The organism is Actinobaculum suis (assembly GCF_900618115.1).
In the GTDB taxonomy this organism is placed as follows: Bacteria; Actinomycetota; Actinomycetes; order Actinomycetales; family Actinomycetaceae; genus Actinobaculum; species Actinobaculum suis.
This window is the reverse complement of sequence record NZ_UYIO01000001.1, coordinates 1,259,751-1,284,982: the sequence shown is the minus strand read 5'-3', so window position 1 is coordinate 1,284,982 and position 25,232 is coordinate 1,259,751. Positions and strand designations below refer to the sequence as shown.

Below are 25,232 nucleotides of genomic sequence, written 5' to 3'. Positions count from 1 at the left end.
CGTGTTGGTTTCTGAGGCGCCGGTTTTTGATGTGTTGGTTTCTGAGGCGCCGGTTTTTGGCGTGCTGCCTTTTGGCGTGCCGATTTCTGGCGTGCCGATTGTTTCCGCGCGCCTTGCCGGGCGCGGTTGTTTCTGGTGCCGGACTTGCGATTCAAGAAGGATCCTCCTGGCGGGGCTACATGAGCTCGCGGCGGCGTACGGCCTCGCGCGCACGGTGCGCAATATCCGCCACCCAGGTATCTTTCCCGGCAATCATGAGCTGGCCGAGCAGGTCGATAAGCCGGCGCGCCGCGCCCACAAAATCACCGACCGGCAGCCGGGACATATCCAAACAGGTTTGCAGGCTCGCTCCCCCAGCCCAAGCTGCAAAAGCATCCGCGCAGCCGGGCGTAATATCCGGGGTGCGGGAAATCCCGTGGCGTTCTTCTACCGCCCGTAAATGGTCGGCTTCCCGCCGCGCACCCCGTGCCAAATCAAACAGTTCGCGAGTACGTGGCGGGTAGAGGCCGAGCCTGTCGTCGCCCAAAAACATGGAAGCCCAACCGGCCATTCCCGCCGGATCCAAACACTTTTCCGGCAATGCTAGCAGGCAAGAATAGATAAGCAGATCGCCTTCGGCGTGGATTTCGCGCAGCCTTTCCGCCCCGATTCCGAGCCGTACTTTCTGGCCGGTTTGCTCCCCCGGCGTGCTTTCTGCTTCCGTATCTCTTTGCAGAACGCCAAGCTCAAGCAGTACTTGCGCGGTTGCATCAAAATCCCGGCCCGCCGAATCTTCATAACCTTGCGCGATCCGGTTGAGTTGCTCATGTGCGGTATGCAAAGAAAGCAGTTCCTGACCTTCCCGCATATGTACACCCAAACGCGGGCAAGAAGCACACGGATGGTGGGCTACTCGCACATCCCGCGGCGGAGCGTAACGGGACCATGAAAGCAACAGGTCGCGGTCGATTCCCAGATCGGCCCGTTCGGCCACGATATCGAGAATCGTATCGGCTACTTGGTCGCGGGCTACCGGGTCGCGCATGGAAAGGCCGTGCGGCATCGTAATTGGCTCAATGGGCCGCATTTCAGAAGCCAAATCTTCTGCGTAAAGCCAGTACATATTGCCGTCCCAGTCCACGACCCGCGCGCGCAGCCCATCGGAGGAAGTAACCACTCCATAAAACAGCTCGGTTTGGAGCGAATAGGCGTAGACCATTCCGGGCCGTACCTGTTCAAAAGAATCGTAGATACGTTCCTGGTATTCGCGTTTTGCCTTGCGCCGGGCAGCTTTCCGCGCCCGCCCTAACCGGGAACGCAAGCGCATATATTCAGCTAGATCCCCGCAGTCACAGTGGAGTTTCTTTTCTTCTTCCGCGATCCGGCGCCGAATTCTTTCCATTCTGGCCACCACACCGCCCAGCTCCGCATTACGTTGATATTGCGCAAATGACCGGTTCACCAAATCCCGTGCCGCCGCATAAGAACGGTCCGCGAGCAGGTTGACAACCGTGTTATAAGAAGTTTGGAAAGCGGAAAGTAAGGGTTCGACTTTCCCAGAACCAAGGTCTGCTAAATGGTAGGGGTCGGTGTCTGCGTTAGCGACGACGACGGCGTACCCCACCTTGTCTTTCCCGCGCCGGCCTGCCCGGCCAATCAACTGGGTGTATTCGGTGGCCGTCAAATCCACAAATTCTGAACCGTTCCACCGGTGAAGTTCTTCGAGGACGACGCTACGCACCGGCATATCAATCCCGAGCGCCAAAGTGCCCGTGGCATAAACAATGCGCAGCAAACCCCGTTCCATAAGTTTTTCGGTGAGCTCTTTCAAAGGTGGATACACCCCGGCATGGTGGGCACCATAACCGCGGATCAGAGCGCGCACGGCCCGGTCAAAACCAACCGCCTGCAAGTCTGATTCGCTCAAGCTTGCCCGTAATTCTCGAGCCGCCGCCCGAATTTCGGATTGCTCGTGCGGCGTCGTAAGCGTAATATCGCGGCGCACTAGAGCTTCCACGGCTGCATCGCACCCTTTGCGGGAGAAAATAAACTCAATCGCCGGGAGCATTCCGCGTTCTTCCAACATGGAAATAATGCGCCGTCGGTCGCGTGCTTCCAACCGGCGCGGACGTTCCCCAGCGCGGCGGCGTTGCCCCAAGGAGCTAACGAGCGCGTTGGAAGGCTGGGGCGTTTCCGCGGCGGCGGCAGGCGCGGAAGCATCAGTGGATTCACCAGTGGAATCACCTGGAGAATCACCAGTGGAAGCATCCGCAGAAGTATCCGTAGGAGCATCTGCAGCTGCGGTGCCGCCTGCAAGCCGCGGCGCGGTACCTTTGGCGTACAGCGGCAGGAGGCGCGTACCTGTGGAAACATATTGTTCGAGCGGCACGGGCCGAGTCTCGGAAACTATAAGTTCTGTGGGCCCGCGCACGGAACGCATCCAGGAAGCTAATTCTTCCGCATTCGCAATCGTGGCAGATAGGGAAGCCAGGCGAATATGCTCCGGCAAGGAAAGAATTGTTTCTTCCCATACCGGGCCGCGGTCCGGATCTGCCAAGTAGTGGACTTCATCCAAAATGGCGTACCCGAAATCTTCAATTTCCGGATCGGCATGCAAAAGCATATTGCGAAGAACTTCCGTGGTTACCACAATGATTTGAGCTTCCCGGTTGATAGCTTGATCGCCGGTGAGTAGCCCCACGTGTTCTGCGCCCAGCGTTTCTTTCAGCTCGGCATATTTCTGGTTTGAGAGGGCCTTGATCGGAGCGGTGTAAACGCAACGTTTTTCTGCGGCGAGTGCCAAATAGACCGCGCAGTGGGCGATCACGGTTTTCCCGGACCCCGTAGGTGCACACACCAAAACGTCACGGCCGCGCGCTAAAGCTTGGCAGGCTTCTACCTGAAAATCGTCGAGGGTTATACCGCGCGCCGCGTATCCTTCCACATAATCCTTGATTAGTAAGGATTGATTTGCCACCGGTTTTTCCTCAGCTTTCTTCATTTCGTGTATTTGGTGCGTCGCCATACCCTGACGTACCTCCAGAATCCGGCGCGGGCGCCGGGCTTGCCAGTTCGCCGGGCCCCGGAGGCGCCGGGCTTGCCAGCTCGCCGGGCCCGGGCACGTTTCCCGCCATTCGGGCAAACCTCGCGGCAACTTCGCGGGCCACCCAGGCCGGCTGGATTTCTACCAAAGCCTCCCCTACCTGCGCTAGGAAGGTCATGAGCCAGGCGAGGGAACGCGCCCTAAAGGCTATCGTGGTTTTCCCTTCCCCGGCGGCGGTGGCACGCGCCCCCGCCAAGGCCTGTACAGCCCACCGGCCTGCCGCCGTTACCGTGATGACAATATCAAGACCTTCTGGCTCCCACCCCTCACCGGCTTGCGGGGCCGCTTTTTCCCGCGCCCACTGGGCTATTTCTCGACTTTCTTGCAGCTCACGCACCGTGGCAGCAGAGCGTGAGCGCGGCTGGGCAATTCGGTCCAACCGGAAATAGCCTACTTGCCACTCGCCCGCCTCGGGCGTTGCGGCTACCGGGCATCGATCCTCGGCTAGCGTTTCCCCTGCCGATTGTGGTTCACGAAATGCCGCGCACAGCAACGGATTCACGCCGGCCACAATCTGTGCGGGAATAGCGTAAATACGCCGCGCCCGTGCTCCTTCGGTAGCCGTTGCCGCCGTCATATAGGAAAATTCGACGCCGGCGCAGGCACTTTTCGGATCTGCGGGCACCTGTTCGGAATCGATATCCGCCAAAGCTTCGTTGAGCACGGTAATTACTTCCGGGGCGGCCACCAGATGCGGCTCATCCCAAACAGCGTCCGCAAAACCCGCCTGCGCCAAAGCCTGCGTAATTTGCTGCCGGGTATCCCGCAGGGCCGTACCCACCGCACTTTCCGGCGTTATTTCTAGCAAGGAATCAATGAGTGCCACAATAATTAGCGCCTCATCCAACCCGAAATACAATCTTTGCGGTTCTCCACGCAAAGACACATACGACTCCGCACTCGCTTTCCGAAATTCCTCTACTTCCGCGGATACTTCCGCGGAACTTTCCAGCGGATCGGGTAAATCCAGGTAGAAAGGAATAATCATATTGACCGGTTCGGCCATATTCGCTTTCCACAACAGATTCAAAGCCCGCTTCCAAGAAATCCCGAAGCGTTGCCCCAGTTCTGCCAAAGTAGCAGGCCCGTGCGAACCCAAATAAGTGAGCATGGACGTCATGAGCACCAAATTATTGATTCGCGGGGTGCGGCGCGGTTTACTCACTTTCTGCCTCCTCACCCGCAAAACCATTTCTGCCTGCAGCGCTGCCCTTAGCGCTGGCCGCACAGACTTGCGCTACGTGAGCGAGCCGCGCCTCCCATTCTTGCCGTACCTCTTGGGGGTGCAGAATCTGCACATCCGGCCCGTAAAAAATTAGGTCCTCAAATAGACTATTGCGCGGCAAAGCCGCGTATTCATAAACTTCCCAGATTTGCGCCTCTGCCGTACCAGCGCCCATTTCAAATCCGTGCCCGGAAGCAGTTTGAGGTGCCGTATCTGGCGCGGCTGCTGAGAATTGCCGCAGGTAGGTGCCGCGGGCGGCAAGCGGCGCGGCACAACCGCGCCGGATCGCTAATTCTACTTTTGTGCCCGTGGAAAGCGCGCTATCTACCTGAGCGCGCCGATGTACGGCTGGGCCTATCACCCGCACACTTCCCGTCACAATCCGATCCACGCGGAAAGTACGCGACTGAAACTTACGGGACTGCGGCCCCGGTTTATCTGCCGCTTCCCGATCCGCATAGCGCGCCACCCCAGAAACATAGAAAGCGTCATAGTGTTCCTCAATACTCCACGGTTCGAACTCGTAACTGCGATATTGGCCAGGCGCGCGTTCATATTCAAAACTCACGCGCCGTTCGGTTTGCAAAGCGCGCGCCAAACTCAACACTTCATCTCCACTAGGAATACTCGCCTGCGTGAACCAACCCGCTGCCGTACCCGCACCTGGCGCCTGGCCCGCACGGGCTGGCGCGGTGGGCGTAGTCTCCTGCGCCTCGGAAAGCATTTTGGTAAGGCCGGTGCGGGCCGCACCGGCTCGCACATCGTGGCCAGGCAGGGCAGAAATCAACGCCCGAATAATACCGGCACCGAGCACTCCCACATCGGCAACCACCGGCGTCGTACGCGAAAGTTCGTAACGATCATCCTCCACGATCACCGCATACCCGCTATTCCGCAAGGTTTCCACGTCACGCTCAAACATGCGTTGCCGGCTTTCCCCAGCCGGCCGGGACCGATAGGCAGGTATTTTTTCCAAAAGCTGCGCGCGGGTAATCCCAGGATGCGCGGAAATAGACTCCAGGAGCGCTAACTGGCGCTCCCCCGCCTCACGCTGGCCTCGACTCATACCGCCCAGCTTAGGCCATACGTTCCCGATTGTGCCGCGCCGCCGCACGCGGTGGAAGGGCCCGCTCCCAATCACATAGAGTTAGCCCGTGATGAAGTGGCGTGAAGGTACGGTTTTACGGTTACGAGGCACGTGGTCGCAGTGCGCCGAATACGAGGTGGCACTTACCGCGCCGCCCGCTACGGAAGACGCCGCCCGCGGGCGGGCATTAGCCTATCTGCCCCTCGTGGGCGAGCCCGAACCTGGAGACCGCGTGCTCTTACAGGTTTCAGCTTATGAACGCGAGCTGGGCACCGGCGGGTACATGTTTATTTGTGCCATCCCGGACCGGCTCCCGGCCGATCCACCCAATTCACCCGGCCATATTGTGAAGGCCCGCTATACGCCCATGCAGTATTTGACGCTCGGCGTCGACGAACAAGAATCTCCCTACCACGAACTGTTACGGGACGCCGATTCGCTAGAGGGAATGCCGGTAATCGTGGCTGATTTGCATTCTGCGCTACCGGCCGCCGTAGCCACTTTGCGGGCGGCGCGGCCCACTGCGCGTATTGCTTACGTGATGGACGACGGCGGCGCCCTTCCCGCTTGGTTTTCCCAAACCGCCGCAAGGCTGCAGGAAAACGGCCAGATTTTAGGCACGATTTCGTGCGGGCAAGCTTTCGGTGGAGATCTGGAAGCCGTCAATATTTACACCGGGCTTTTGGCCGCAAAATGGGTGTGGCAGGCAGACGTTGCCATAGTCTCGCAAGGTCCGGGAAATTTGGGGACCGATACCCGGTGGGGTTTTTCGGGCACCAGCGCCGGCGAAGCAATCAACGCCGTAAACGCACTGGGCGGGCAAGCAATTGGCCTGTTGCGCATGTCTAGCGCCGATCCGCGCGAACGCCACCTGGGCGTTTCCCACCACACTTTGACTACGCTCACGCGGATAGCGCTCACCCCGGCCCTCTGCCCGGTGCCGCAACTAGACGATAGTGAACTATGCCAGCTGGTTGGCCCGCGCGCCCGGGAACTAGCCCGGGAACGTTTAGGGCTCCTCTTCGCCCATCCGCGCCTGCAAAGAGTAGACGTGCCGGTAGCAAAACTCCTCGGCCCGCTAGAAATTTACCCGGTACCTTTGCGGACTATGGGCCGCGGTCTACACGAAGATCCCCTAAATTTCTTGGCCGCCGGCGCGGCCGGGCAGGTTGCCGCCGAACTGTTAGAGATAGATAGACAGACAGATAGATAGGCGGCAAAACGGGCCGCAAACCTGCCGGCCGGGCGTTATGCGGTGGTACCGGGTTTCATGCGGTGGCAACTGGCTCCGGCGTCGTTCCCGGGCGCTGCACGGTTACGTACTTGCGGAAAACGACCACCAGGACCACAGCCAGCAAACTGACAGCTGCCATGAACCAGAACATATTGGACGTGGCAGCTTCCGCGCCCGGTTCTACCCCGAAGATCCCGCCGGCCTGGAAAGCATCAGAGCTGATCAGCGCCGAATACACCGCCAAGCCCAGCGAGGAAGAAATGTTGAGCATCAGGTCCAAAATACCAATGCCCCGCCCATTCTCACTGACTGGTAGGGCATCTGAAGCGGCGTCGTAAATAGGCGTGTAGCAGGCCGTGACTCCCGCAATAAACACGCAGGCCAGCACGGTGAGAACCACGAAACCGCGGCCAATCAGCACCGCCGAACCCGCAAAACCAACTACCATGCACAGCGCGGAAAGCAGCAGGGTACGGTAGCGGCCAAAAATGTTCACCAAAGGTCCGGAAATTATTCCGATCACCGTGGCCACCACGTACACCACCGTCAAATAAATCGAGATTTGCCGCAGGGCAAGCCCGTACAGGTTCTCCCCAATTACGTTGTAGATAGGTACGGCCGCAAAATTGAAGAAGAAGAACACGAACTGTAACAGCAGCACCGCCATAAAAGCTTTGTTGCGCAAGAAATCTTTCCCAATAAAGGGATGTGGCGCCTTGGCAATCCAAATCCCCAAAAGTACCCCGCAAATTGCGGTGGCAAGGAGCAGCCACGGATTTTGGAAGGAGAAGAAGATCGCGATTAGGCCGGCGAAAATTGCGAACAGGGTAATGCCGGCAACGTCAATCTTTTCGCCCATTCCCGCAACGTCTGGCGTGTTGCGGATGAGCGTCGGAAGGAAGGCGACGGCGATGAGCGGGACCAGGAACAAATATTTCCAGTGGAAGGAAGTAATAAAGCCGCCCGCAAACACCCCGATCGCGGCCGCCAAATAGTAGATGGCATTGTAAATCCCCAGGTAAACAGCCTTTTCCCGCGCGGGTAGGAACTTTACCGACATCACCACAAACACGGAACCGGAAACCTGGGCGCCGGCTACCTGGATCATGCGGCCAATGAGCACCATCCAGAAACTACTGGCGCCGAAAAAGCCCAGCAGGCTACCTAAAATGAGCGCGCCCATGCCAAACATCGTCATGCGTTTCGGGGATACAAAATCGCACAAAGTGCCGTACAACATGCACACGATTCCGAGCACAATGCCCGGCAAAGTGGAAATCAAGGAAGCGCTTTGGGCCATGCTCAGAGAGTCCCCAATATTTTGGAAGACCAAATTAAAAGCTTGAATAAGTAGGCTGCCCAGGGTAAAAACCGTGAGCAAAGCCGGCAAAGCACGCCGGGTTTTGCGGCGGTTAATCTCTAACTCGCTGGGAGCATGTGGGCGTTCAGGAACTGAGTTTGACGCCGCGGCGCCCGTTTCCATAACCATATTTTTTCCTTCTCACGAACGGGAAAGACGTAGTTCTTTTGGGGAATTGGTTTTTACGCTGGTGTTGGTTTTTACGCTGGTGTTGGTTTTTGCGCTGGTGTTGGTTTTTGCGCTGGTATTGGTTTTTACACGTAGATCCTCCGCGCCCGAGCTATTGGGGGCTCGCAGCGGCTAGGCCGGTCGCGTGCACCAGCCGGCCTAGCCGGGCCTGGCGGCACGCCCGGCTTGTGCGCGGTACATAACCCGCCTAGTGCGCGGTACATAACCCGCCTAGTGCGCGGCACATAACCTGCCTAGTGCGCGGCAGCCAAAGCAAGCAGGCGTTGCATAAAGTGCCTGACGAAGTAACGTTCATCGACGTCCAGAGCCACTCGCGTGGTGGACGGTTGGCCTGCGCGCCCCGGATCGCCAATGGTCCGGCCGCGGCTCGGACCTTCAGTTTCGCAAAGCACGTTAATCGGGAAGCACCACACCACATCTTCGTCCAGGGCAACCGCGGCGGCGAGCGGGTCGTGCAGATTGCAGCCTTCCAAACCGCCCGGATCGTCACTTTCGGTGACGTTGATATAAAACTCGGTCATTTCTGCCAAAAAATTACCCGCGGGAGTGCCGAGTTCGCGCAGGGCCGCCAAATGTTCTCTTCCCATCCGAGCTCGCGTGGTTACATCTAGGCCAACCATGGTGATATCGGCACCGCTATCGAAAACCTGGGCGCTCGCTTCCGGATCTTGAGCCATATTTGCTTCCGCAAAAGGCCCGGTATTGCCCTGCAAAGTAAGCGAACCTCCCATCATTACCACTTTGATTTTCGGGATAATATCGGGAGCTTTCGCAAAGGCCAAAGCAAGATTAGTGGAAGGCCCGGTAGGTACATAAACGAGCGACCCGTCAGTATCTGCCCGAACCGATTCGATAATGAAATCCACGGCCGAAGTTTCTTCTACCTGCCGCGTGGCGGTTACGGGTACGTGTGCTCCCCCAAGCCCGTTCGCACCGTGATACCGTCCAGAACTTTCCGGAACCGTAAAGGAAGCACTTTCCAAAGGATGGCTCTGCCCGGCATAAACCGGAATGTCTGCCCGCCCAAACAGCGCCAATACGTCTAAAGTATTCTTCACGCTTTGCTCTAGCAGCACATTTCCGTAGGTTGCGGTGACGCCGAGCAGGTTCGCATCGGGCGATCCCAAGATGTACGCAAGCGCGAGCGTATCGTCAATACCGGTGTCCAGGTCCAGAATAATATTCTTCATCGAATGCCCCTATTTCGAGTTCGAACCCCGTCTTTACGAAGTCTAGTATTACACACCACATTCCGCTTTAGGGCTGCGTCTGCTACCCGGCTGCTGGCTGCTTCTTTAGCGGGTTAACTTGGCATCTACTGGACGGAAACCACTTTCGCGCAGGTGGAACTGATATATAAGACAAAGGAAAGGGAGGTAATCCTGCAGGCAGGTAAACCTCCGGGATAATCGCGAGAGGAAAGTGCATTGCCAAATAATTCAAATGGCATCACCGTAGTGCCCTACCATCCGCGCTATAAGAAGGACTTCCAGGAGCTGAACAAAGCGTGGATCACGGAAATGTTCACGATGGAACCGCAAGATTACGTGGACCTGGAGAATTTCGAAAACCTTCTAGATCAGGGCGGCCAGATTTTCTTTGCCCTCGACGCTGCTCCCGCTCCCGCAAACGAAGCTGCTCCCGCTCCCGCTTCCGCAAACGAAGCTGCTCCCGCTCCCGCGAACGAGGTTCCTACCGTGCACGCCGCCGCCACGGGCACGGGCACCGCGGAAAAACCCGGTACAGTTTTGGCTTGCTGCATGATCGCGCCCATGGCCGATGACGATTGGGAAATCATGAAGTTTGCGGCCCGCGGTATGGCTTCCGGCAGAGGCGCCGGTTCGGCGTGTTTGCAGGCATGCCTAGATTACGCCCGGGACCGCGGAGTTGACCGCGTAATAAATGTTTCAAACCGGAAATGCGCGGCCGCAATTCATATTTATCGCAAATTCGGATTCCAAGAAATCCCGGTAGATAAGGAAAAGTTCCCCTTCGAACGCGGTGATATTGCCTTCGAACTGCAACTCTAGGCAATCTCTAAGCAATCTTTGCCACCATTGCGAAAACAGGAGGGCTACAAGGTTCCAGTAATAGCAATAAACCGGGCCGGCCGTAGCGCCAGTTTTGATGCTACGCCGGCCCGGTTTCCCGCTTGCCCGGTTTCCCGCTTGCCTGGTTCTCAGGTTCCCGGTTTTTAGCTTTACGGGTTTATGGGTTTACGGCCCGCACGGTTTGCCGCGGAACCGTTTCTGGGCCGCACTTTAAAGGTCTTAGTCCTGCACTAGTTCTCGGTAAGCGCCGTCGGCAGCTACCGGTTGGCTGAGCACATAGGTGTTCATAAACTCCACCATGGCCTGCCATTTTGCTTCATCTTGGGAACCGAATGTGCGCGAACCGGTATACAGCTGCAAAGTGCGTTGCAAAACTTCGCGTGCGGCTTCGCGGTTTTCTGGTTCGGTCAGGGCGGGAACTTCCTTTGCGGTAATGTCGAGAGTTTCGTCCGGATTTTCAGCCGCGAAACTGACGGCCTTATCCAAAGCACTCAGAATCTTGCGGAATTCCGCTTCGTGCTTTTCTAGCGTGGGCGCTAAAGAACCAAAACCAACGCTTACCAGCGGCAACCCGCCTTCCATCATTTGTATCTCTCGCACCGGCTGGCCTTGCCGGGTAATTGCAGGTACGTCCGAGTTTAGGAAACCAACTACCGCATCAACTTTTCCGGTACTCAAAGCCGACTGTTGAGTGTAGCCAATGTATTGCACATCGACTTTATCGGTAAGGCCATAGGCTTGCAGCATTGCTTGCAAGGCGTAGTAGTTTGAGCCGTAGGGGCCAGGTAGCCCTACGGACCGGCCGGCCAGATCTGCTGGCGAGTGAATCGGCGAATCTTCCGGCACGATGAGAACTACCGGGTATTGCTGGTACATCGTGGCCCAGTTGACGACGTCGGTCCCGTTCGACCGACCCTCCAACATTTCGTCGGCGCCCGCGAAGACGACGTCTTCACTCCCGCCCTGCAAAGCAGTAAGCAACCCTTCCTGGGCACCGTGATGGCGCAACTCAATATTCAGACCCTGCTCTGCAAAATAGCCTTTCTCTTCTGCTACGTAGAGCGGAGCGAACTGGACATCAGGCACATAGGTGAGACCGATCGTGATCTTCTCCCCCGCCGGCGCGGCCTGCCCGGCGCTAGCAGTGTTTCCCTGCCCGCCTTTCGCCGCTTCCGCGTTACTGCTCCCGGAAGTGTTTCCACACGCACCCAGGAAAAGCGCGGCGGCAGTAACCAGTGCCATGAGCCGTTTTTTCATTACCGTCCCTTTCTGTGACCTTTGCGTGCCCGCGGCTCCGAAATTCCGGTAGCCAGCGCAGCACGGCGCTCCAGGACGTAAAGGGAGCCATAAATTGCCATTGCCGCAACTGCCATTACGATCACCACGGCAAACATGCCGCGAATATCAGCGGCACCTTGTGCGCGAGTTAGTTCTGTGCCTAAACCGTTTCCGCCAATAATCATTTCCCCGACGACGGCGCCGGTGATTGAGAGCGTGAAACCTGTTTTTAGGCCACCCACAATCGAGGGGAAAGCCAAAGGCAGTTCGATATGCCATAAGAGCGTAAGCCCGTGTGCGCCGTCGAGCCGGGCCGCTCCCACAACATCACTATCGATACCCGCCATACCAACGGAGGTGGAGATAATAATCGGGAAAACAACCATGATTACGCACAAAACCACCACGGAAGTGAAACCGTAACCGATCCACACTACAAGCATGGGGGCTATCGCCACCGCAGGTATTGCTTGCGATGCCGCTAAATAGGGTTGGATCGCGGCGCTAATAACCTTGGTTTTGGCAATAATCACGCCCACGGGAATACCGATTAAGGCACCGAAGAAGCACCCGGCCAGCGCTTCTGCCAAGGTTTGGCCGAGCGCCGTGGCTAAATAGCCGGGCCGGATACCGGCCCCTGCCCCGGTGGGATCGTTTTCTACTAGGCCGCGCACGGTTCTTTGCAATACCGCGCCGGGACTGGGCAAAAAGGCAGGATTGACCCAAGCAAAATAGGTAGCCGCCCACCACAATCCGAGCAGGCATACACCTAAGACGAGCGCGGGAAGCCAGTTACCCTTTCGCACAGCCGATGGCCTTTCACTCACGCCTCGAGGTATCGCATTTGCAAGGGTATGGCAAAGGCTCGCGAACCAGTTTCCCACTCCCCTGGCCGGCCGGCCAAGTTCGGTATCTAAAAATCGCGAGCCGGTGCGCCTCCCATCCGGACTATTACCGTCGGTCGAGGATTTTCACCTCGTCAACCGCTTGCGCGGGTCGCGGACTATCACCGCCGGTTCAGACTTGCACTGACCCCGGAGCACCTTATCTAATTGACGGGTGCCAGTATACATGTTTTCCGGGTGCGCGATACCACGGCATGGATGTGCGCGCTGGTAGCAGCATGGTTAGGCGCGTAGCCAGGTACCACGCGGAAGACCGCGAGCAACACCGCAAGGTACCTAGCCAGCCGAGGTTTTAGCAAGGCGGCGTATGGCCCGGTTTTGCCGGGTATTCCGCGCACGCTTTGGTAGCCAACTGGCGGAGTGCTTCTACTTCGGCGTGGGCGTCTGCGGCTTTGAATACCGCGGAGCCGGCCACGAAATTATTGGCCCCGGCACGGGCCGCTTCCTCGATAGTGGCCCGGGAAATACCGCCGTCTACTTGCACCCACACGTCGAGCCCGGCGCGGTCAATTGCTTCCCGGGTGCGCCGCACTTTCGGCATCATTTGGGAAATGAATTTTTGGCCGCCAAACCCGGGTTCAACCGTCATGATGAGAATCATGTCGAACTCATCCAAAATATCGATATAGGGCGTGATATCGGTAGCCGGGCGTAAAGCGAGACCGGCGCGGGCTCCTTGGGCGCGAATCTCCCGCGCGAGCCGCAGCGGGGCTTTACAAGCTTCCGCATGGAAGGTAACCGATGCGGCACCGGCTTCCACATATTGCGGTGCCCACTGATCCGGATCTTCAATCATTAGATGCGCATCTACCGGCACCTTCGTATTTTCCACCACTTTTTCCAGGAGCGGCACACCGAAAGAAAGGTTGGGAACGAAGTGGTTATCCATCACGTCGAAATGCACGAAATCGGCGTTATCAATCTGGCTGAGTTCGCGGGCCAGATGCCCAAAATCGCAGTTGAGGATCGAAGGTGAAATCTGAACACTCATTGTGCTTTCCGTTCGTTTGTAGCTTTGTAGTTGCTTGGTTTGGCTGTTATTCGGTTTTGAGGATACGGGCCATATACATGGCATCCGCCTGGTGTAAATCTGGCCAGAGTTGCACTGTGCGGCCTTTGGCGGCGACCGGGAATTTGGCGCGCCGGTTTGCTTCGAGAGTACAGTCTCCCAGCTCCGCACCGGCAGTACGCGCCAGGAATGCTTCCACTACTTCTTTGGTTTCGGCGAGCACTGGCGAACAGGTGGTGTACAGCAAGATTCCGCCCGGGCGTACAGCCTGATAGGCAGAATCGAGAAGTTCGCCTTGCAGTTGCACCAAATCGGTTACGTCTGCCGGGGATTTACGCCAGCGGGCTTCCGGCCGGCGTCGCAAAGAACCCAACCCGCTACAGGGTGCATCCACCAGTACGCGATCATAACTATTCGGCTCTTGGGCGCCGATTTCGCGGCCATCCCCTTCGCGCAGCGCCACAATATCGGCAAAGGGCCGCACGGCGTCAGCAACAAGATCGAGCCGGTGCGGGTGGGGTTCATTCGCAAAAACCCGTACGCCGCGCTGGGCGGCAAAAGACGCTAGGGTCGCGGTTTTTCCGCCCGGTCCGGCGCACATATCCAGCCACTTCTCGTCTGTTCCCGGATCGATCTTTAGGTTCGCGAAAACTTCGCAAATCAGTTGCGAGCCTTCATCTTGCACGCCTGCCTGGCCATCTTGTACCGGCCACAGCCGGCCCGGATCACCATGTTCCAACAGGGTTGCCGCTTCCACGAGATTGGGTTCGCTCCATTCCATCCCGGCGCGTTCAATTCTTTCGCGCAAAGCCGCCACGCTTATATCGCGGGCCCGCAAAGCGACTTTCGCGGCTTCGTTATTGGCGGCGAGTACGGCTTCCAGCGCCTCGGCGCGGTTGCGAGCGTGCAAGGCGGCCGCAAATTCTTGTACGATCCAGCGCGGGTGGGAATACCAGGTGGATAAGAACTGTTCTTCGTTGGCGCTGGAATTACGTAAGATTTCTTCCCAGTTGCCACGCTCCGAAACCCGGCGCAAGATCGCGTTCACAAAACCGCCGGTCCCCTGGCCCAGCTCGTTGCGGGCCAAGGTTACGGTCTCGTTGATTGCCGCGTGCGGCGGCGTTTTCAGTTCGACGAGCTGGTGGCATCCCAGGCGCAATAGATCGAGTACTGGCGCATCGATTTCGTTGAGCGCCCGATCCTGGGAACAGCGCGCAATAATCGCATCGTAACGGCCGGATAGCCGCAAAGTACCGTAGGTGAGGTTGGTCGCGAAGGAAGCATCGAGCTTATTGAGCCGGGCCCGGCTAATAGCTGCGGGTAGTACGAGGTTCGCGTAAGCGCCCTCGGCATTTACTTCGCGAATGGTTTGGAATGCGACCAGGCGGGCCCGGTCGCTCCGTTTACGGCCCGGAACCCAACCTTTATTGCGCTCTCTGCTCACTAATGCTGTCCTTCCTCTTGGTTGCTTTGCTGGTTGTGCTGTTTGCGGCGTCTGTAGTGGGTGAAGTGAAACGCGTGCCGGGTGCGAGCCGGGCGCCGCGCAACCAGTCCCGGGCGTCCATGTGTGATTTACCGGCCGGGGCAAGCCGGGTGAGCCGCACTGGTTCGGTGGCCGTTCCTACGTATCCATCTTCCCCGATTTCTCCGGGTGCAAGGGCGGGGGTTTGCGATTCTGAACCCGTGGCGGGGGTTTGCGTAGAGCCAGCTGACGCCGAAGATTCAGAAAGCGAGGATGCTACTTCTACGGGTGCGATTTTGACGCGTTGCCCTTCTAGTAACGTCCAGGCGCCCGGTGCTGGGGTGGCCGCGCGAATCCGTGCCGCAATTTCGGCGGCACTGGTCTCCCAGTTAATTTGTGCCCACGCACTGCGGAATTGTGGTGCCAGGGTGGGGGTACCAGTTTGCGGTGTGGCATGGGCGGTGCCGGCCAATATGTCTTGTAGGGTGCGCGAAAGTAGTGTGGCCCCGCTGTGGGCGAGCCGTGCTAGGAGTTCTCCCGCGGTTTCTTGCGCACCGATGGGTGTTTCTTCCTGTGCGAATATCGGCCCGGTGTCCAAACCTTTTTCAATCTGGAAAATACTCAAACCGGTTTTTGTGTCTCCGGCGGCGATTGCGTAGTTGACCGGTGCGGCCCCGCGCCACCGCGGCAGGAGCGAAAAATGCAGGTTGACCCAGCCGTGCGTAGGAACCTCGAGTAAAGATTCGGGAATTATGAGTCCGTAGGCCACCACCGCCACCGCTTGCGGTGCCAATTCCGAAATCTGTGCCTGTATTTCTGGGGTACGCAAAGATTTAGGGGTAAGTACCGGGATGCCGAGCTCTGCCGCGGCTTCATGCACAGCTGAGGGAGTAAGCACGCGCTTGCGGCCCACCGGTGCCGGGGCCCGCGTGAGCACGGCAGCAATTTCAAATCCGTCTTCTATCAGCCGGTGCAAAGAAGGCACCGCAGTTTGAGGAGTTCCAGCAAAAAGTATTCGCACCTGCTCATTCTAGCGATTTCTGGTCCCTATTTTTCTGGTGCTTGCACCCTGCGGCCTACATCGGAGGATCGACTTCTAACCGCAAGGGCATTCCCGAAGATCCACCAGCATAAGAACCATAGCTACGCCGTGCCTGTGCCATAACGTGCCGGGCACTGGCCAATTCGGTGCGTAGATAGACCGTCATTTCCTCGGGCTGCCGGGCCGGTACCGGGCCCAGTATTTCTACGCCGGGCACCAAATGATGCACTCCGCCTACCAACAGCGAAGGAGAGGTACTAGCGTCGCTGGTTGTAGCACTTGCCTCGCTGGTTGTAGCACTGGCGTCGCTGGACAATGCGCTCGGGTCGCTGCTCGAGCCGCTTGCGTTTGTTTGCGTAATGCTCGCGGTTGCGGCCGTGGTGTCCGGGTTTATTTGCGTAGCGCCCGGGTTTGTGGTGCCCGCGGCTGTGCCACCCGCGGTTGTGGCCGTGGCGCCCGTGATTTGCGGGTTTGGGAGCGGGTGGCTGCGCAGAGCGGCGCGAAGTATCCCCAGGAAGTTTCTAATATCACGACGCCGGCCGGTTACTGCCAACCAGCGCCAGGCCGGGGGTAGTTTGAGTTGGCTGCGTTCGGCCAGGGAGATTTCGGCTCTTTCTCCGTGGGCCCAGCGTGCCAGTGCGGAGACTAGTTGCAGTTCGGCGCGCCCGGCCAGCATTACTTTTCCGCCGGCTTCGGCACTGCGCACCCGTGAAATAACCCGCGCGATGGCCCGGATGAACCGGGTATCGGCGTCGAGCCCTTCTCCGAGCAAGTAGCGCGAATCGAGAACCACTGCCGCTGCATATCCACCTGCCGCGCGTGGTTCGGCACCCGGCGTGGCTACCACGATCCGAGATTTACCGTCCACTTCCGGAATAATGCCTTCGGGGAGTCCGGCCCCGGAAAGAATCATGCCGACGCCGGGAAAGGCCCGCCCAATTTCTTCTGCGGTACGGTAGGAACCAATTTTCATGGCCCGCAGGTGGCCGTACCCGCACTGTGCGCATCGCCATTGGTTGATACGGGTGCCACACCGGGTACAGTGGGGCCTTTCACCTTTGCTTGGAATGGCCAGTTTGCCTCCGCATTCGGCGCAGCGTGCCGGTTCCCAGCAGTTCCCGCACGCCACTTCCGGAATGTAACCGGAGCGCGGCACCGTGAAAAGCACCGGCCCGCGCGGGAGTGCTTGGCGTACAAGCTGGAAAGCCGGGCTCGGGATACGGAAGGAATCATCCGTATTCCATTGTTCTGCGGCGCTAACTTGCGGCAAGATCTGTTTTTTGGCGCGAGTTTCGCCTTCCAGCAGGAGCGCTCCTTCCCGAATGGCCTGCGCAGAACGCTCGGAAACATATGGTCCGTAAGCCAAAAATGCGGCTTCTTCCAGGCGGGCGCGCAACCGGAGCACCTCGCTTGCTTCCGCATAGGGGGCACGGGGTTCGCGCAAGGAAGTGGCGGCATCGTCAATGACTACCGCTAGCCCCAGTTTTTTTACGGGCCACCAGGTAGCGGCGCGCGAACCGACGACGATCCCCGCCCGGCCCGCGAGCGCGCCCAAGAAATTCCGATACCGCGTTTCGTGTGGGTCTTCCGCCGCGGCGAACGCGATTTTTTCGCCCAAGGTTTTTTCGAGGTATCGAGCCAAACTTCGGGCCAGGCGGGTGTTTGGTACCACTACGAGCACGCCGCGCCCCGACTGCCGGGTACTAGCAACAGCTTCGGCGAGGAGGTTCCGCCCGCCTGCCTCCCCGGGAAGGGTGGCCACAATAGCGTGCGGCGATTTGCCTTCCGCCAAGCAGGTAGCAAAAGCAACTCCCCCGGCATAGTTCTCCCAGGTTTGCGGCTCCAACCGCAGCCCTGGTTCTGCTAGCGGAGTATCTGCGGCGAAGAATTCTTTTTCGGCCCGGGCATGCCGTTCGGGGATGGCCAAGCGTAATACTTCGGCCACGCTACAGGCCCACCGGTCTGCTACTTCGCGAGCTAGTTCGTATATTTCCGGGGTCAGCACGGGCACGGCAGAAACTACGCGGCGTATTTCTTTGAGATCGGTACCGGCACGCGAATCGGCGTCCCGCGCCACAATAAACCCGTTGACGCGCCGCGAACCGATATCAACAACCACCCGGCATCCCACTTGGGCCTGCGCGGCAAATTTTTGCGGCACCAGGTAGTCAAAAACATGGTCGAGCTGCGGATGGGTGACCAGTGGCCGTACATGGGCCACCGGATCGGGCACACTGGATTTTATCCGCGCCGCCAAGCGCGAAATATCAAGCAGGCTTCCCTGCTCACCAAAATCGGGAATCTCCCCGAATCCTGCAATCTCCTCCATGCCTACAGGCTATCGCGCCCCTCCGACACAGTTGTTACATCCGGCTTCATGTTTCCAGAACGCCCTGCCAATCCACATTCCGGAGTGCTTTTCTGGCACGCTTTTCGAGCCCGCTTTTCCAAGTGGCTTCCGCTTTTCCTAGTGGCTTCCGCTTTTCCAAGTGGCTTCGCAGCCCACATTCCGGAGACTTTCTGGCCCGCGAGTTTTATAGCGCGCGCAGAAGCTCTTCTACCCGGTCGGTCTTCTCCCAAGTAAACTCTGGCAGTTCCCGGCCAAAATGCCCATAAGCGGCGGTCTTGGCGAAGATGGGCCGCTTCAAGCCCAAAGTGTCGATAATGGCGGCCGGGCGCAGGTCGAAAACTTTTGCTACCGCATTGCGGATCCGGTCTACCGGCTGGGTTTCAGTACCTTGGGTGTCAACCCGCAAGGATACCGGGTGTGCCCGGCCAATCGCGTAGGCCACCTGGATTTCGCAGCGGCTCGCCAAACCGGCTGCCACCACGTTTTTGGCCACCCAGCGCGCCGCATAAGCCCCGGAGCGGTCTACTTTCGAAGCATCTTTACCGGAGAAGGCCCCACCTCCGTGCCGTGCAAAGCCCCCGTAGGTATCCACGATGATTTTCCGGCCGGTAAGTCCGGCGTCGCCCATCGGGCCTCCCACCACAAACCTTCCCGAAGGGTTAACAAGGACCTTCATCTCGGAAGTATCCAGATCCAAGCCTTCACTTTCCAGCACGGTATCCAGAACGTGGTTTTCCAGGGTTTGCGCCAACCAGTCCAGTTGCGCACTCTCATCATGTTGCGTGGAAATCACCACGGTTTGGAGCTGCACGGGTTTATTGCCGTCATACCCAATAGTTACCTGGGTTTTGCCGTCCGGGCGCAGGAAAGGTACCGCACCGGTTTTGCGCACCTTCGCGAGCTGTTCGGCTAATCGGTGGGCGAGCTGAATCGGGGCGGGCATGAGCGTTTTCGTCTCATTGGTGGCATAGCCAAACATCATGCCTTGATCGCCGGCACCTTGCCGCGAATAGCGTTCCACATCAGTCATTTCCCGCGATTCCAGAGATTTGGCCACGCTCGCGGCAATATCTGGGGATTGCTGCCCAATCGAGGTGGTTACCCCGCAGGAAGCACCATCAAAGCCGACGGCGGAAGACGTGTAACCAATATTCGATATTTGTTCGCGTACGATGTGCGGGATTTCCACATAGGACTTTGTGGTAACTTCCCCAGCCACATGCACCAATCCGGTGGTGACCATGGTCTCCACGGCCACATGCGAATCCGGGTCTTGTTCCAGCATGGCGTCCAGGATCGTATCGGAAATAATGTCACACACTTTATCCGGGTGGCCTTCCGTCACCGATTCGGACGTGAATGGTTGCAGATACACCATTATTAGCTCCTTGTAGCTTTTCTTTGCGGGTAACTTCTAGCCCTCTCGCGGGCCCCACCCGGAAACCTCTTAACACTGTGTTTTCTTGGTTTTATTACCCAGTGTTTTCCAGCCCAGCGCTTTCTTATCCTGTGCTTTCCTGCCCTGTGCTTTCCTGCCCTGTGCTTTCCTGCTCTGTGGCATCCAACCAAGTGGCATCCAGTGCGCGGCGCCCAGATCCTGTGCCTGACTGAATTCTCATTCTACCGGGTATTTGATAGACCCGCGATAGTGTCAATAATCTTGTGTGCCATCTGTGTCTTGCTTCCTTGACCTTCCGCCATGATGGTTCCGGCCCGGTCAATGATAGTGATAGCCGTTTCGACCTCACCAAAGCCGCGTTCAGTGCCGACCTCATTAATCACCATGAGATCGGCGCCTTTTCGTGCGGCTTTCGCCCGTCCGTATTCGAGCACACTGGCTTCAGCATCCCCGGTTTCCGCGGCAAAACCGATAATGATTTGCCCTTCGCGGCGGCGCGTGTGCGTTAGTTCGGCTAAAATATCCGGGTTTTCTACCAGTTCAATAGTTTTGCGCCCGGTACCATCTTTTTTCTGCTTAGTAGCGGTGCGATTGGCAGGCCGGTAATCGGCGACGGCGGCTGACATTACGATCACGTCCGCACTGGCCGCGGTTTCAAGCATGGCCGTCTGCAATTCTTGGGCAGATTCCACTCGAACTAGTTCGATATCCGTGTGCTCGAGTGTATTCAAGATTTGCCCATCAATATTGGCGGCAACCAGGGTGACATGTGCACCGGCTGCTTGGGCCGCACGGGCAATTTCCACTCCGAAACGTCCCGAGGACCGATTGCCAATAAAACGCACTGGATCAATAGCTTCTCGGGTGCCACCAGCCGAAATAACAATCTGCCGGCCGCGCAAAGCCGCCGCAAAGCTCCCACCATTCGCGCTGGCTTCCTCCGCGCTAGTTTCTGCTCGCGCAGTTTCTTCAACGTTTTCTTCACCGCGTTCTTCACCGTGCGCAGCGTTATCTGTAATGCCGAGGATAGCGAAGGCACGGGCCGCGATTTCTTCCGGTTCTGGCATCCGCCCTTTGCCGGAATCTTTGCCGGTGAGCCGGCCCGCGGCCGGTTCCATTACTTCTACTCCGCGGGCGCGCAATATCTGCACGTTTTCCACTGTGGCCGGGTTTTCCCACATTTGGGTATGCATGGCAGGCACCATAAGAATTGGGCATTCGGCTACCAACAAAGTATTGGTAAGCAGATTGTCTGCCATGCCGGCCCGCATTTTGGCAAGAGTGTTCGCGGTAGCCGGAGCAACGACTACCAGATCAGCTTCTGTCCCCAGCCGCACATGCGTCACATGCGGGGCATCTTCCGGCGTCTGCGTGTACACCGGTTTCCCCGTCAGTGCTTCCCAAGTGGTTTTACCAACCATTTCTAAGGAAGCAGAAGTGGGGATAACCGTTACATCCAGATTTTTCTTGATCAGCAGACGCACCAGGATCGCCGTTTTATAAGCAGCGATCCCGGCGGTCACGCCCACTACTACCCGTGGCCGTGTCTGCGTAGCGGCAGCCCGCTTTTCACTCATTGCGCTTCGTCAGCAACCTCGGGGGCGTCCGCTTCGGTAGCGGCCGTTTCCGCTTCCGCAGCGGCATCAGTTGGCGCCGGTGCGTTAGCCGCTTCACTTGCGTCCGCGACCGCTGCCCCACCGGCAGCAAGTTCTGCTTCCGGGACGATATCTTGCGGCCCGTGGCCATCAATCGTCCAATCCAGCTTGCCGTCTACGAGCTCGCGCAAGGCGATGGAAAGCGGCTTTTCTTCCGGATCGGCCGCCACGAGGGCACCGTAGCTTGTAATATTCGCGTCCCCGCGCGCCATTTCTTGGCGGTAGGTATTAATCTGCTGAGCCCGCTGCGAAGAGACAACGCACAGCGCGTACTTCGAGGGGATCTTGGCGAGCAAATCATCGATTGGCGGCCGTGTGATACCTTCTGGTTCCGGAACAGTTCCGAACATTAACTTCCCTTCGTCATAGCCAGCTAGCTAGCTCGCTAACTGTTAGCTCCAGCCGTCCATTCTAACCCTCCAGGCCCATAATTTGAAGGATCTGGCCGGTGGCGCGAGCCACGGTGTCATTAACAACCACAATGTCAAATTCCGGTTCGGCCGCTAATTCACTCTGCGCGGTTTGCAGGCGCCGGGCAATTTGTGTTTCAGTTTCCGTGCCCCGGCCGCGCAAACGCCGCTCTAGTTCCTCCCATGATGGCGGGGCAATAAAAATCTGCACGGCTTCCGGAGCTGAGGTGCGGACTTGCCGCGCACCGGCGACGTCGATTTCCAACACCGGCACCTTCCCCGCCCGCAGTGCCTCCTCGATTGGTGCCCGCGGTGTACCGTACTTGGCGTTGCCGTGCACCACGGCCCATTCGAGCATTTGCCCGGTGGCGACCATGCGGTCAAATTCCTGATCGGTCACGAAAAAATACGACTCGCCGTCTACTTCGTGCGGCCGCGGCGCGCGCGTGGTGGCCGAAATAGAAACCCAAATTTTCGGGGATCGTGCTGCCATCGCTTTCACAATCGTCCCCTTGCCCACGCCCGAAGGCCCGGCAATCACAAAAATCTTTGCGTGCTCTTCCTCCATAAGCCCATGTTGCCACAATTTCGGTTGCGTTTAACCTTGCTTTACCTGCTCGGTTTACGACGCCGAAAAAAACGCCGGTTGGATCCTCCTCCCCCAACCGGCGATATTTTCCCGAGTTACGCGCACTAACCGAAGCGTTCAATAAGCGCGGCCGCTTGCTTCTTTCCAAGACCGGCTACCCGGCGCGTTTCCGCAATTGACACCTGCTCCATGATCGCTTGCGCCTTCGATTCCCCAATACCGGGGATAGACATGAGCAACGCGCGCACCCGCAACCGTCCCGCCACCGGATCCGTTTTGGCCCGAGCAATTACCTCGGAAACCTTAACAGTGCCCTCTTTGACGTCTTTCTTTAGCTGTGCTCGGTCCCGACGAATCCGTGCAGCCTTTGCCAGCGCCTCATCGCGCTCTTCATCGCTCAGATTTGGAAGACCCACCTCGGCTCCTTTTCTTGATTTCTTTCTCTCCGCCGGTTCTGCACTACAATGTGCCTCCTTTGACCGTTACAACAGCCAGAATACCCCGAATTTACGCCGTTTGTAGATGATTAAGTCGCCTTACATTTCTCTCGTCAGAAAAAGCTTATTACTGAATGAAGTATTTTTTACGGTCTACCTGCACCATTACCGTTGCTGATTTACAAATGTGCGAAAAGCGATGCAAAATGTTCCAACTCGTTGGGCGTGTCACACATCCACCCGCTAAAGTCACTTAAGGAAATATAGATCCGTTATTCTACGCGATACACATTTCAGGGCTTGTTATTTACCACCGCTCACAATCATTTGCCCCCTAAACCAACGCAGTTTTTGTTCTGGTCGTGTTCACGCTCTGCCCTGGCCCTCCCCAGGTTTCATCGCAGACTCGCTAAGCTGGCGCCATGGACAGCGTAAGGGTTGATGTGTGGCTGTGGAGCGTGCGGCAGTGCAAAACGCGTTCTTTAGCGACGGCAGAATGCAAGGCCGGCCATGTACGTATAAATGACGAACCGGCCAAACCCGCCTCGAAAGTGCGGGTGGGCGATACGGTGCGCTACCGCGTAGAAGGATTTGATCGAGTATTGCGCGTTACCGGTTTGCTCAAGAAACGCGTCTCTGCACCCTTGGCCCGGGAAAACTATGAAGACCTCACCCCGGCTCGGCCCCGGCCCTTGCTTCCCATTGCTCGGCGGGATCCTGGTACCGGCCGGCCCACCAAGAAAGAACGGCGCGAACTCGATCGCCTCTTCGGCCGAGATGCTAACTTTGGCCGCCGCCGGAACTAGCTGGGCGAAAAGTCTGCGGGCCCCCGGCCCGCTGCCGCCGGCTCCACCCTGCCCGCTGCCGCCGGCTCCACCCTGCGGCAGGGTTACCTCAAGAATGGTTTGCCTCAAGATCGGTTTACCTCGAGCATCGTTTGCCTCAAGATCGGAGCCGCCGGCGCCTGGGGACCGGTCCAAAAACAGCAAGCGGCGGTAGGAATCCTCTCGGGATTCCTACCGCCGCTTGCTATGCACTTGCCTGAACGCTTTTTGGCCCGAGCTTTGCGTGCCGAAGCTATCGCAGCACTAGGTACTGCTTACTTCGTTTCCGTTTCTGCCGACTGGTCTTCCGAGCGCGGCTCAGCTTCCGGCGCCACTTCCGCGTCAGTTTCTACTGGCTCGACTTCCAGCTTGGCCTCGGCTTCTGCTGGCGCAGATTCCGAGCGCGTCTCAGCTACCGAGCACAGCTCAACTTCCGGCGTGGAAAATGGCTCAGCTTCCGGCTCGCCTGCGGCCGCTGTATCCGCGGAGCTGGCGCTCGGCGCGCTTACTTCCGCGCCCGCGCCAATTGTTTCCCCGCGTGCTTCGGCGTCGAGAATCGAACCCTTGGCTTGGTTGGCCAGTTCGCGTTCGCGAATATCAGCCATCCGATTCATCACGCCCATTACGAAGCCCACTGACCTATCCGTGGAAAGCGAGCGTGCCAGATCCGCCCATTCCGGCACCACCACGGCCCGCGGCGTATCCATATAGGTGAGCTCGGCGGCCGCGCCCCGCAAAATATTGCGATCCACAGAATTCATGCGGTGCAAAGGCCAATCTTCCGAAGCCGCCTCAATGAGCGTATTGAGATTCAGGATGTGGCCCGCGTAATGTTCCACAATTTCGGAGCCAAATTCGCCGATTGGCACTTGCGCCGTCGAAACCTTCTGCCGCTCTGCAAGCAAATCGCGGATACCTTGCTCGGTGGCAATACCTTTCTCATCAGCTTCGAAAAGCACATCCAGAGCACGATGCCGCTGGGTAGAGCGACCCTTTTGCTTCGCGTATTTACGTCTCTTCGCGTGTTGTCTCCGAGCCATAATCACCTAGTCATTCGCACGGGAAATGTATTCCCCGGTGCGGGTATCAATCTTCAGCCGGTCGCCTTCGTTAATAAACAGCGGTACCTGCACTTCATAACCGGTTTCCACCGTAGCCGGCTTGGTACCAGCGCTGGAACGGTTACCCTGCACGCCCGGTTCAGTGTGCGTTACGGTCAGTTCCACCGAGGCCGGCATTTCCACAAAGAGCACGCGCCCATCCGTGGAAGCGATCGTGGCATCGTCATTTTCGAGGAGGAAATTCTTCGCATCCCCCACGATTTCCGGGCTAATCGGAATCTGGTCGAAAGTGTCCTTATCCATAAAGATATAGTCAGTGCCGTCATTGTAGAGGTACTGCATATCCCGGCGGTCAATGGTTGCCGTTTCCACCTTGATCCCCGCGTTGAGCGTACGATCGAGGGTCTTACCCGTCATCACATTGCGCAACTTGGTGCGCACAAAGGCCGGTCCTTTTCCGGGCTTGACGTGCAGGAATTCCACTACCTGCCACATCTGGTTGTCAAGCACCAGAATCATGCCGTTCTTCAGATCATTCGTAGTTGTCACTTTGCTTCCTTTCGCAATTAGCCGCGTACCAGGA

General features: G+C 57.9%; 21 protein-coding genes and 1 riboswitch. Of the genes, 3 read left to right on the top strand and 18 right to left on the bottom strand.

The window, feature by feature from the left end; translation table 11 throughout:
- Positions 1 to 175 precede the first annotated feature (175 nt).
- The 3 genes from H8274_RS05285 to H8274_RS05275 are packed head-to-tail and all read right to left on the bottom strand — an operon-like array spanning position 176 to position 5,373.
- Positions 176 to 3,004, bottom strand: coding sequence for a DEAD/DEAH box helicase (locus tag H8274_RS05285; RefSeq protein WP_244924532.1), 2,829 nt, complete (start codon positions 3,002 to 3,004; stop codon positions 176 to 178).
- On the bottom strand, positions 2,967 to 4,247 hold the full coding sequence (locus tag H8274_RS05280; protein WP_185934026.1) for a WCX domain-containing protein: 1,281 nt from the start codon (positions 4,245 to 4,247) through the stop codon (positions 2,967 to 2,969). Before H8274_RS05280 ends, H8274_RS05285 begins: the two co-directional genes overlap by 38 nt.
- Positions 4,240 to 5,373: a helix-turn-helix transcriptional regulator gene (locus tag H8274_RS05275; RefSeq protein WP_185934025.1), complete on the bottom strand. Its 1,134-nt coding sequence runs from the start codon at positions 5,371 to 5,373 to the stop codon at positions 4,240 to 4,242. The genes H8274_RS05280 and H8274_RS05275 overlap by 8 nt, the downstream gene beginning before the upstream one ends.
- A gap of 91 nt (positions 5,374 to 5,464) precedes the next feature.
- Here H8274_RS05275 and H8274_RS05270 point away from each other — a divergent pair, with 91 nt between their 5' ends.
- Entirely contained in the window at positions 5,465 to 6,607 is a 1,143-nt protein-coding gene (locus H8274_RS05270; RefSeq protein ID WP_185934455.1) for a DUF3866 family protein, read from the top strand.
- Between the two features lie 55 nt (positions 6,608 to 6,662).
- On the opposite strand, the gene H8274_RS05265 is transcribed toward H8274_RS05270, so the two are convergent.
- Both H8274_RS05265 and H8274_RS05260 read right to left on the bottom strand, forming a co-directional pair.
- Positions 6,663 to 8,117 (bottom strand): MFS transporter, encoded by a 1,455-nt coding sequence (locus H8274_RS05265; RefSeq protein ID WP_065415312.1) that lies wholly within the window; start codon positions 8,115 to 8,117, stop codon positions 6,663 to 6,665.
- A 293-nt stretch (positions 8,118 to 8,410) separates the two neighbouring features.
- Entirely contained in the window at positions 8,411 to 9,367 is a 957-nt protein-coding gene (locus tag H8274_RS05260) for a nucleoside hydrolase (protein ID WP_065415313.1), read from the bottom strand.
- Between the two features lie 237 nt (positions 9,368 to 9,604).
- On the opposite strand from H8274_RS05260, the gene H8274_RS05255 reads away from it, so the two are divergent.
- Positions 9,605 to 10,207, top strand: a complete 603-nt coding sequence (locus tag H8274_RS05255) for a GNAT family N-acetyltransferase (RefSeq protein WP_221884771.1) — start codon at positions 9,605 to 9,607, stop codon at positions 10,205 to 10,207.
- Between the two features lie 240 nt (positions 10,208 to 10,447).
- Here the strand turns inward: H8274_RS05255 and H8274_RS05250 are convergent, their stop codons facing one another.
- The 11 genes from H8274_RS05250 to mihF all read right to left on the bottom strand — a co-directional run bounded on the left by H8274_RS05250 (position 10,448) and on the right by mihF (position 22,743).
- Positions 10,448 to 11,485, bottom strand: a complete 1,038-nt coding sequence (locus tag H8274_RS05250) for an ABC transporter substrate-binding protein (RefSeq protein WP_185934024.1) — start codon at positions 11,483 to 11,485, stop codon at positions 10,448 to 10,450.
- The gene (locus tag H8274_RS05245) at positions 11,485 to 12,312 is read right to left on the bottom strand and encodes an ABC transporter permease (protein ID WP_185934023.1); all 828 of its coding nucleotides are present in this window, start codon (positions 12,310 to 12,312) and stop codon (positions 11,485 to 11,487) included. Before H8274_RS05245 ends, H8274_RS05250 begins: the two co-directional genes overlap by 1 nt.
- 121 nt (positions 12,313 to 12,433) lie before the next feature.
- Positions 12,434 to 12,552: riboswitch (FMN riboswitch) on the bottom strand.
- A gap of 151 nt (positions 12,553 to 12,703) precedes the next feature.
- Positions 12,704 to 13,402, bottom strand: coding sequence for a ribulose-phosphate 3-epimerase (rpe, locus tag H8274_RS05240; protein ID WP_074662169.1), 699 nt, complete (start codon positions 13,400 to 13,402; stop codon positions 12,704 to 12,706).
- A 46-nt stretch (positions 13,403 to 13,448) separates the two neighbouring features.
- Complete coding sequence (locus H8274_RS05235) at positions 13,449 to 14,864, bottom strand: transcription antitermination factor NusB (protein WP_185934022.1); 1,416 nt, start codon at positions 14,862 to 14,864, stop codon at positions 13,449 to 13,451.
- On the bottom strand, positions 14,845 to 15,903 hold the full coding sequence (gene fmt, locus H8274_RS05230) for a methionyl-tRNA formyltransferase (RefSeq protein ID WP_185934021.1): 1,059 nt from the start codon (positions 15,901 to 15,903) through the stop codon (positions 14,845 to 14,847). Before fmt ends, H8274_RS05235 begins: the two co-directional genes overlap by 20 nt.
- A 55-nt stretch (positions 15,904 to 15,958) precedes the next feature.
- The gene (locus H8274_RS05225) at positions 15,959 to 18,253 is read right to left on the bottom strand and encodes a primosomal protein N' family DNA-binding protein (RefSeq protein ID WP_185934020.1); all 2,295 of its coding nucleotides are present in this window, start codon (positions 18,251 to 18,253) and stop codon (positions 15,959 to 15,961) included.
- Between the two features lie 205 nt (positions 18,254 to 18,458).
- Positions 18,459 to 19,652, bottom strand: a complete 1,194-nt coding sequence (gene metK, locus H8274_RS05220; RefSeq protein WP_049619173.1) for a methionine adenosyltransferase — start codon at positions 19,650 to 19,652, stop codon at positions 18,459 to 18,461.
- Positions 19,653 to 19,894: 242 nt separating this feature from the next.
- On the bottom strand, positions 19,895 to 21,250 hold the full coding sequence (locus H8274_RS05215) for a bifunctional phosphopantothenoylcysteine decarboxylase/phosphopantothenate synthase (RefSeq protein WP_185934019.1): 1,356 nt from the start codon (positions 21,248 to 21,250) through the stop codon (positions 19,895 to 19,897).
- On the bottom strand, positions 21,247 to 21,678 hold the full coding sequence (gene rpoZ / locus H8274_RS05210; protein ID WP_185934018.1) for a DNA-directed RNA polymerase subunit omega: 432 nt from the start codon (positions 21,676 to 21,678) through the stop codon (positions 21,247 to 21,249). The genes H8274_RS05215 and rpoZ overlap by 4 nt, the downstream gene beginning before the upstream one ends.
- 61 nt (positions 21,679 to 21,739) lie before the next feature.
- Positions 21,740 to 22,306, bottom strand: a complete 567-nt coding sequence (gene gmk, locus H8274_RS05205; RefSeq protein ID WP_065415320.1) for a guanylate kinase — start codon at positions 22,304 to 22,306, stop codon at positions 21,740 to 21,742.
- 125 nt (positions 22,307 to 22,431) lie between these two features.
- Entirely contained in the window at positions 22,432 to 22,743 is a 312-nt protein-coding gene (gene mihF / locus H8274_RS05200) for an integration host factor, actinobacterial type (RefSeq protein ID WP_049619176.1), read from the bottom strand.
- 443 nt (positions 22,744 to 23,186) lie between these two features.
- On the opposite strand from mihF, the gene H8274_RS05195 reads away from it, so the two are divergent.
- Positions 23,187 to 23,570 carry an RNA-binding S4 domain-containing protein gene (locus H8274_RS05195; RefSeq protein ID WP_049619177.1) on the top strand — a complete coding sequence of 128 codons (384 nt, stop codon included), beginning with the start codon at positions 23,187 to 23,189 and terminating at the stop codon, positions 23,568 to 23,570.
- A 293-nt stretch (positions 23,571 to 23,863) separates the two neighbouring features.
- Here the strand turns inward: H8274_RS05195 and H8274_RS05190 are convergent, their stop codons facing one another.
- Positions 23,864 to 24,628: a transcription antitermination protein NusB gene (locus H8274_RS05190; RefSeq protein WP_185934017.1), complete on the bottom strand. Its 765-nt coding sequence runs from the start codon at positions 24,626 to 24,628 to the stop codon at positions 23,864 to 23,866.
- A 6-nt stretch (positions 24,629 to 24,634) separates the two neighbouring features.
- Positions 24,635 to 25,198 carry an elongation factor P gene (efp, locus tag H8274_RS05185; RefSeq protein WP_049619198.1) on the bottom strand — a complete coding sequence of 188 codons (564 nt, stop codon included), beginning with the start codon at positions 25,196 to 25,198 and terminating at the stop codon, positions 24,635 to 24,637.
- Positions 25,199 to 25,232: the final 34 nt, after the last annotated feature.